This is a genomic window from Bordetella petrii (assembly GCF_020991325.1).
In the GTDB taxonomy this organism is placed as follows: Bacteria; Pseudomonadota; Gammaproteobacteria; order Burkholderiales; family Burkholderiaceae_B; genus Bordetella_A; species Bordetella_A petrii_E.
On the sequence record NZ_JAJMLX010000294.1, the window covers coordinates 1 to 5,408 of the forward strand.

At 64.0% G+C, this 5,408-nt stretch carries 2 protein-coding genes and 1 pseudogene; all 3 read right to left on the minus strand.

Features of this window, described 5'->3' with window-relative positions:
* Positions 1–87 precede the first annotated feature (87 nt).
* On the minus strand, positions 88–1,311 hold the full coding sequence (gene odhB, locus LPZ50_RS21180; protein WP_230664685.1) for a 2-oxoglutarate dehydrogenase complex dihydrolipoyllysine-residue succinyltransferase: 1,224 nt from the start codon (positions 1,309–1,311) through the stop codon (positions 88–90).
* A gap of 42 nt (positions 1,312–1,353) precedes the next feature.
* Positions 1,354–4,224 carry a 2-oxoglutarate dehydrogenase E1 component gene (locus LPZ50_RS21185; RefSeq protein WP_230664687.1) on the minus strand — a complete coding sequence of 957 codons (2,871 nt, stop codon included), beginning with the start codon at positions 4,222–4,224 and terminating at the stop codon, positions 1,354–1,356.
* Positions 4,225–4,538: 314 nt separating this feature from the next.
* Positions 4,539–5,408, minus strand: a pseudogene (locus LPZ50_RS21190) (hypothetical protein); the annotation flags it as partial.

The following is a 5,408-nucleotide window of genomic DNA, read 5'->3' on the forward strand; positions in this document are numbered from 1 at the left end:
GGCAGGGCCCGCCACGCCGGGGCCCGCAGGCCCCGGCCCGGCGCGACAGAAGAAAACATTCCTCTTTCGCCCGTGCCAACAAGCCGATTACAGGTCCAGCAACAAACGCTGCGGATCTTCCAGCGCGTCCTTCATGGCCACCAGGCCCAGCACGGCCTCGCGGCCGTCGATGATACGGTGGTCGTACGACAGCGCCAGGTAGTTCATCGGGCGGATCACGATCTGGCCGTTTTCAACCACGGCGCGATCCTTGGTGGCGTGCACGCCCAGAATGGCCGATTGCGGCGGGTTGATGATGGGAGTGGACAGCATCGAACCGAACACACCGCCGTTCGAAATAGAGAACGTGCCGCCCGTCATTTCCTCGATGCCCAGCTTGCCGTCGGCCGCGCGCTTGCCGAAATCGGCAATCGTCTTCTCGATTTCGGCGATGGAAAGCTGGTCGGCATTGCGCAGGATGGGCACCACCAGGCCGCGCGGGCTGCCCACCGCGATACCGATGTCGAAGTAACCGTGGTAGATGATGTCCTTGCCGTCGATCGACGCGTTGATCAGCGGGAACTTCTTCAGCGCGGCCACGGCGGCCTTCACGAAGAACGACATGAAGCCCAGCTTGATGCCGTGCTCTTTCTCGAACTTTTCTTTGTACTTGTTGCGCAGGTCGATGACGGCCTGCATGTTGACCTCGTTGAACGTGGTCAGGATGGCGTTTTCCTGTTGCGACTGCAGCAGGCGCTCGGCGATGCGGGCGCGCAGGCGGCTCATGGGCACGCGCTGCTCTGGACGGCCGTCCAGCGACACCGAGGTGGGCGCCGGCGCCGCGGCCGACTTGGCCGGAGCGCTGGCAGCCTGGGCATCGGCCTTGGTCACGCGGCCATCGCGGCCGGTACCAGCCACGCTGGCGGCATCCACGCCCTTTTCCGACAAGATTTTCGACGCGGCGGGCGACGCCACGCCAGACGAACCCGACGACGCCGGCGCAGCGGCGGCCTTTTCGGCAGCCTTTTCCGCCTTCTCGGCCTTCTCTGCCTTGGGCTCTTCGGCCGGAGCGGCAGCCGCTTCAGCCTTGGCAGCCGTATCGATCTTGGCGATCAGTTGCCCCGACGTAACCGTGCTGCCGTCGCCTTCGACGATATCGGCCAGCACGCCCGACGCAGGCGCCGGCACTTCCAGCACAACCTTGTCGGTTTCGATTTCGATCAGGATTTCGTCCGCTTCGACAGCGGCGCCCTTCTGCTTCTTCCAGGTAAGCAGCGTGGCTTCCGACACGGATTCGGACAATTGGGGGACAACAACGTCAGTAATGGCCATGGTAATGAGTTCCGTTGATTGAGAGTTCGATGTCAGCTGGACTTACTTGGTCAGCATGAAGCCTTTGTACTTGGCGGCGAAAGCCTGCTCCAGCAGCGCCTTCTGTTGTTCCTGGTGCTTGGCCAGGTAACCCACCGCGGGCGATGCCGACGCCGGGCGGCCGGCATACCCGAGCTTCTGGCCTTCGGCCATGTTCTCGTACAAGTGATGCTGGACATAGAACCACGGGCCTTGATTTTGCGGTTCGTCTTGCACCCAGACGACTTCGGTCGCCTTGCCGTACTTGCGCAATTCCGTTTCGAACGACTTGTGGGCGAACGGGTAAAGCTGTTCCACACGGATGATGGCGATGTGGTCGGCCTGGCGCTCGCGGCGGGCATTCACCAGGTCGTAGTAGACCTTGCCCGAGCAAGCCAGCACGCGCTTGACCTTGGCCGCGTCGATGGCGTCGTCGACCTCGCCGATGACCGGACGGAAGCTGCCGCCGGCCAGGTCGGTGAGCGGCGAGCCCGCGTCTTTATTGCGCAGCAGCGACTTGGGCGTGAAGATCACCAGCGGCTTGCGGAACGGCCGGATCATCTGGCGGCGCAGCAGGTGGAAGATCTGCGAAGCCGACGTGGGCTGCACGACCTGGATGTTGTTGTCGGCGCACAGCTGCAGGAAGCGCTCGATGCGGCCCGACGAGTGTTCCGGACCCTGGCCTTCGTAGCCGTGCGGCAGCATCAGGGTCAGGCCCGACTGGCGGCCCCACTTGGCCTCGCCCGAGCTGATGAACTGGTCGATGACGACCTGGGCGCCGTTGACGAAATCGCCGAACTGCGCTTCCCAGATGGTGAGCGTATTGGGTTCGGCGCTGGAATAACCGTACTCGAAGCCCAGCACCGCCTCTTCGGACAGCACCGAGTCGATCACGGTGAACGGCGCCTGGCCGTCGGAGACATTCTGCAGCGGGATATAGGTGCCGTCGTTCCAGCGTTCGCGGTTTTGGTCGTGCAGCACGGCGTGGCGGTGCGTGAACGTGCCGCGGCCCGAATCCTGGCCGGTAATGCGGATGGCGTAGCCCGAGGACACCAGCGTGGCGAAAGCCAGGTGCTCGCCCATGCCCCAATCGAGATTCATCTCGCCCTTGGCCATGTTGCGGCGGTCGTTCAGCAGCTTGTTCACCAGGGGGTGCACGGTAAAGCCTTCCGGCACCGTGGTGATGCGCTCGCCGATGCGCTTCAGTTCGGCCAGGGGCACGGCCGTGTCGGCCTGGTCTGTCCATTTGGCGCCCAGGAACGGCGACCAGTCGATGGCGTACTTGCTCTTGTAGTCGGTCAGGACAGGTTCGATGGTGCGCTGGCCGTCTTCCATGAGCTGGCGGTAATCCTTCACCAGTTGGTCGCCTTCGCCCTCGCCCAGCACGCCCTGCGCGGTGAGCTTGTCGGCGTACAGCTTGCGGGTGCCGGGATGGTGGCCGATGCGCTTGTACATCAGCGGCTGCGTCAGCGACGGGGTGTCTTGCTCGTTGTGGCCCAGCTTGCGGAAGCAGACGATGTCCAGCACGATATCGTGGCGGAACTGCATGCGGTAGTCCAGCACCAGCTTGGTGGCGAACACCACGGCCTCGGGGTCGTCGCCGTTCACGTGGAACACGGGCGCCTCGATCATCTTGGCCACGTCGGTGCAATACAGCGTGGAACGCGAATCGCGCGGGTCGGACGTGGTGAAACCGATCTGGTTGTTGATGACGATGTGCAGCGTGCCGCCCGTGCCGTAGCCGCGGGTTTGCGCCAGGTTCAGGGTTTCCATGACCACGCCCTGGCCCGCGAAGGCGGCGTCGCCGTGCACCAGAACCGGCAGCACTTGCTTGCCCTCGTGGTCGCCACGGCGTTCCTGGCGCGCACGGACGCTGCCTTCGACCACCGGATTGACGATTTCCAGGTGCGACGGGTTGAACGCCAGCGACAGGTGCACCGGACCGCCACGGGTGGAAATATCGCTGGAAAAACCGTTGTGGTATTTCACGTCGCCGTCGGTCAGGCCTTCGGCGTGCTTGCCTTCGAACTCGGCGAACAGGTCGCCGGGCATTTTGCCCATGATGTTCACAAGCAGGTTCAGGCGGCCGCGGTGGGCCATGCCGACCACGATTTCCTGCACGCCGGATTCACCGGCGTGATTCACCACTTCGTCCATCGAGGCGATGAAGCTTTCGCCGCCTTCCAGCGAGAAGCGCTTCTGGCCGACATACTTGGTATGCAGGAAACGCTCGAGCCCTTCGGATTCGGTCAGCTGCTGCAGGATGTGGCGCTTTTCTTCGGCGGTGTAGGAAGCCGCGCCGAAGGTTTTTTCCAGGCGTTCCTGGATCCAGCGCTTGGCGGCCGGATCGGAAATATGGGTGAATTCGGCACCGATGCTGCGGCAATACGTGTCGCGCAGCGCCTTCAGGATATCGCGCAGCGTCATGGTGCTGGCGGTAGTGAAGTAGGTGTTGGTAGCCGAATACGTCTGGTCCAGGTCGGCTTCGGTCAGGCCGTAGAACGACGGATCCAGTTCGGGAATGGGGGGGCGTTCCTGGCGCTTGAGCGGATCGAGATCGGCCCAGCGCGAGCCCAGCGAGCGGTAGGCGGCGATCAGCGACTGCACCGAGACCTGCTTGCTGGCCATGGACAGGTCGGGTTGCACCGACTGCTGCACGAAGCCATTGCTGCGGGCACGCAGCGCAAAGGACTCGACGATGGGGGCGTGCGCCTGGTCGCGCGTGGATTCCTGGCCGTCGGTGGCGGGCGCATGCTGCAGCTGGTCGAAGTACTCGCGCCAGTTGTCAGGTACCGATCCGGGATTGTCGAGATAGGACTCGTAGAGTTCTTCGACGTAGGGGGCGTTTCCGCCAAACAGATAGGAGGAAGATAGGGATTCTGATTCGGAAGACATATATTGCTTCACCTTGACGAGTGCTTCACTCGGTGCGATGCAGGAAAACCTTCCGCGACACGGGCTTCCCGTTAGCGGATAGCAGGGGCAGAAGGCGCGTACAAGCCTCGAAAGCCTATGGCCCAAAAGTATAACCCTTAGAAATTACGCCTGTCTCGCCGCCGCGGCGCCGATCGGCCCGACCGGTCGGCATGGCGGCATTCCGCGGCAGAATGCGCCGTGCAACATCCTGGATGATGCCGTCTACGGCCCCCGATTGTCCGCCATCGGACCAGGGCGGCTGCCCTGCCGCCCTGTGACGCGAAAACCACGCGCTAGGTCCGGGCCTGTGCCCCGGCCAGCGTGCGGCGGTAGAACAACACGGCCACCAGGGCGAATACCGCCAACCCCAGCCAGGACGCCGTCTGGGCGAACCCGTCGCCCGCCAGGGCCAGCGGCGCATCGCTGCCCGTGGCGCCGATAATGGCGGCCATGCGGCGCGCTTGCTCGCCATCGTTGATCCGCCCCATCAGGTCGATCGGCTGACGGCTACGAAACACGAGCACGAGCTGCGCCAAGTCGCTCTGGATCTTCACCCGCGAACCGGCCACGACCGCGCCGTCGATACTTTTCCGGCCACCGACCAGCAGGTGCTCCAGATCGCGGCACGCGTAGCTACTCAGCACCGGCTTGCGCAGCAGCCGCGTGGTGCGAATATCGATCCAGCGTTCGTCGTCGCGCCAGCAGAAATGCGCTTCGCGCAGCGGACCGGCAAACCAGCGCGCGCGCATCAGCTTGCGGCCGATCCAGATCAACAGCACGCCCGCGCCGGCGACGAACACACCGAAGACGCCAAGCCCGAGCCATTCGTACCACGCATGCAATTCGTCACGGGTGACGCTCCCGGCAAGCAGCGGTACGCCCGTCATGCAGGCCAGTCCCAACGCACTCAGTCCGAAGCCGAACGACCACCACACGAAGTGACCCATGCGCATGCGCCGCGGCGACAGGATCAGGTCCCGGCCGTCGGGCACGCACGCATAGCCGGCCTCGAACACCCACCGGTCCGGCGTCAGCGGCCAGATCATCATGCAGATCAAGCCCAGTGCGCCCAGCGCGACTGTGGCCCAACCCAGGATTGCTTCGACGAGAGGCGGCATAGGCGTACCCGATTGCGATCCATTGCGCTGCGCGAAACGTACGTC

Bases quoted from the DNA above. Each gene is read 5' to 3' on its own strand.
- odhB (WP_230664685.1), bottom strand. From the start codon at position 1,311: ATGGCCATTACTGACGTTGTTGTCCCCCAATTGTCCGAATCCGTGTCG.
- LPZ50_RS21185 (WP_230664687.1), bottom strand. From the start codon at position 4,224: ATGTCTTCCGAATCAGAATCCCTATCTTCCTCCTATCTGTTTGGCGGA.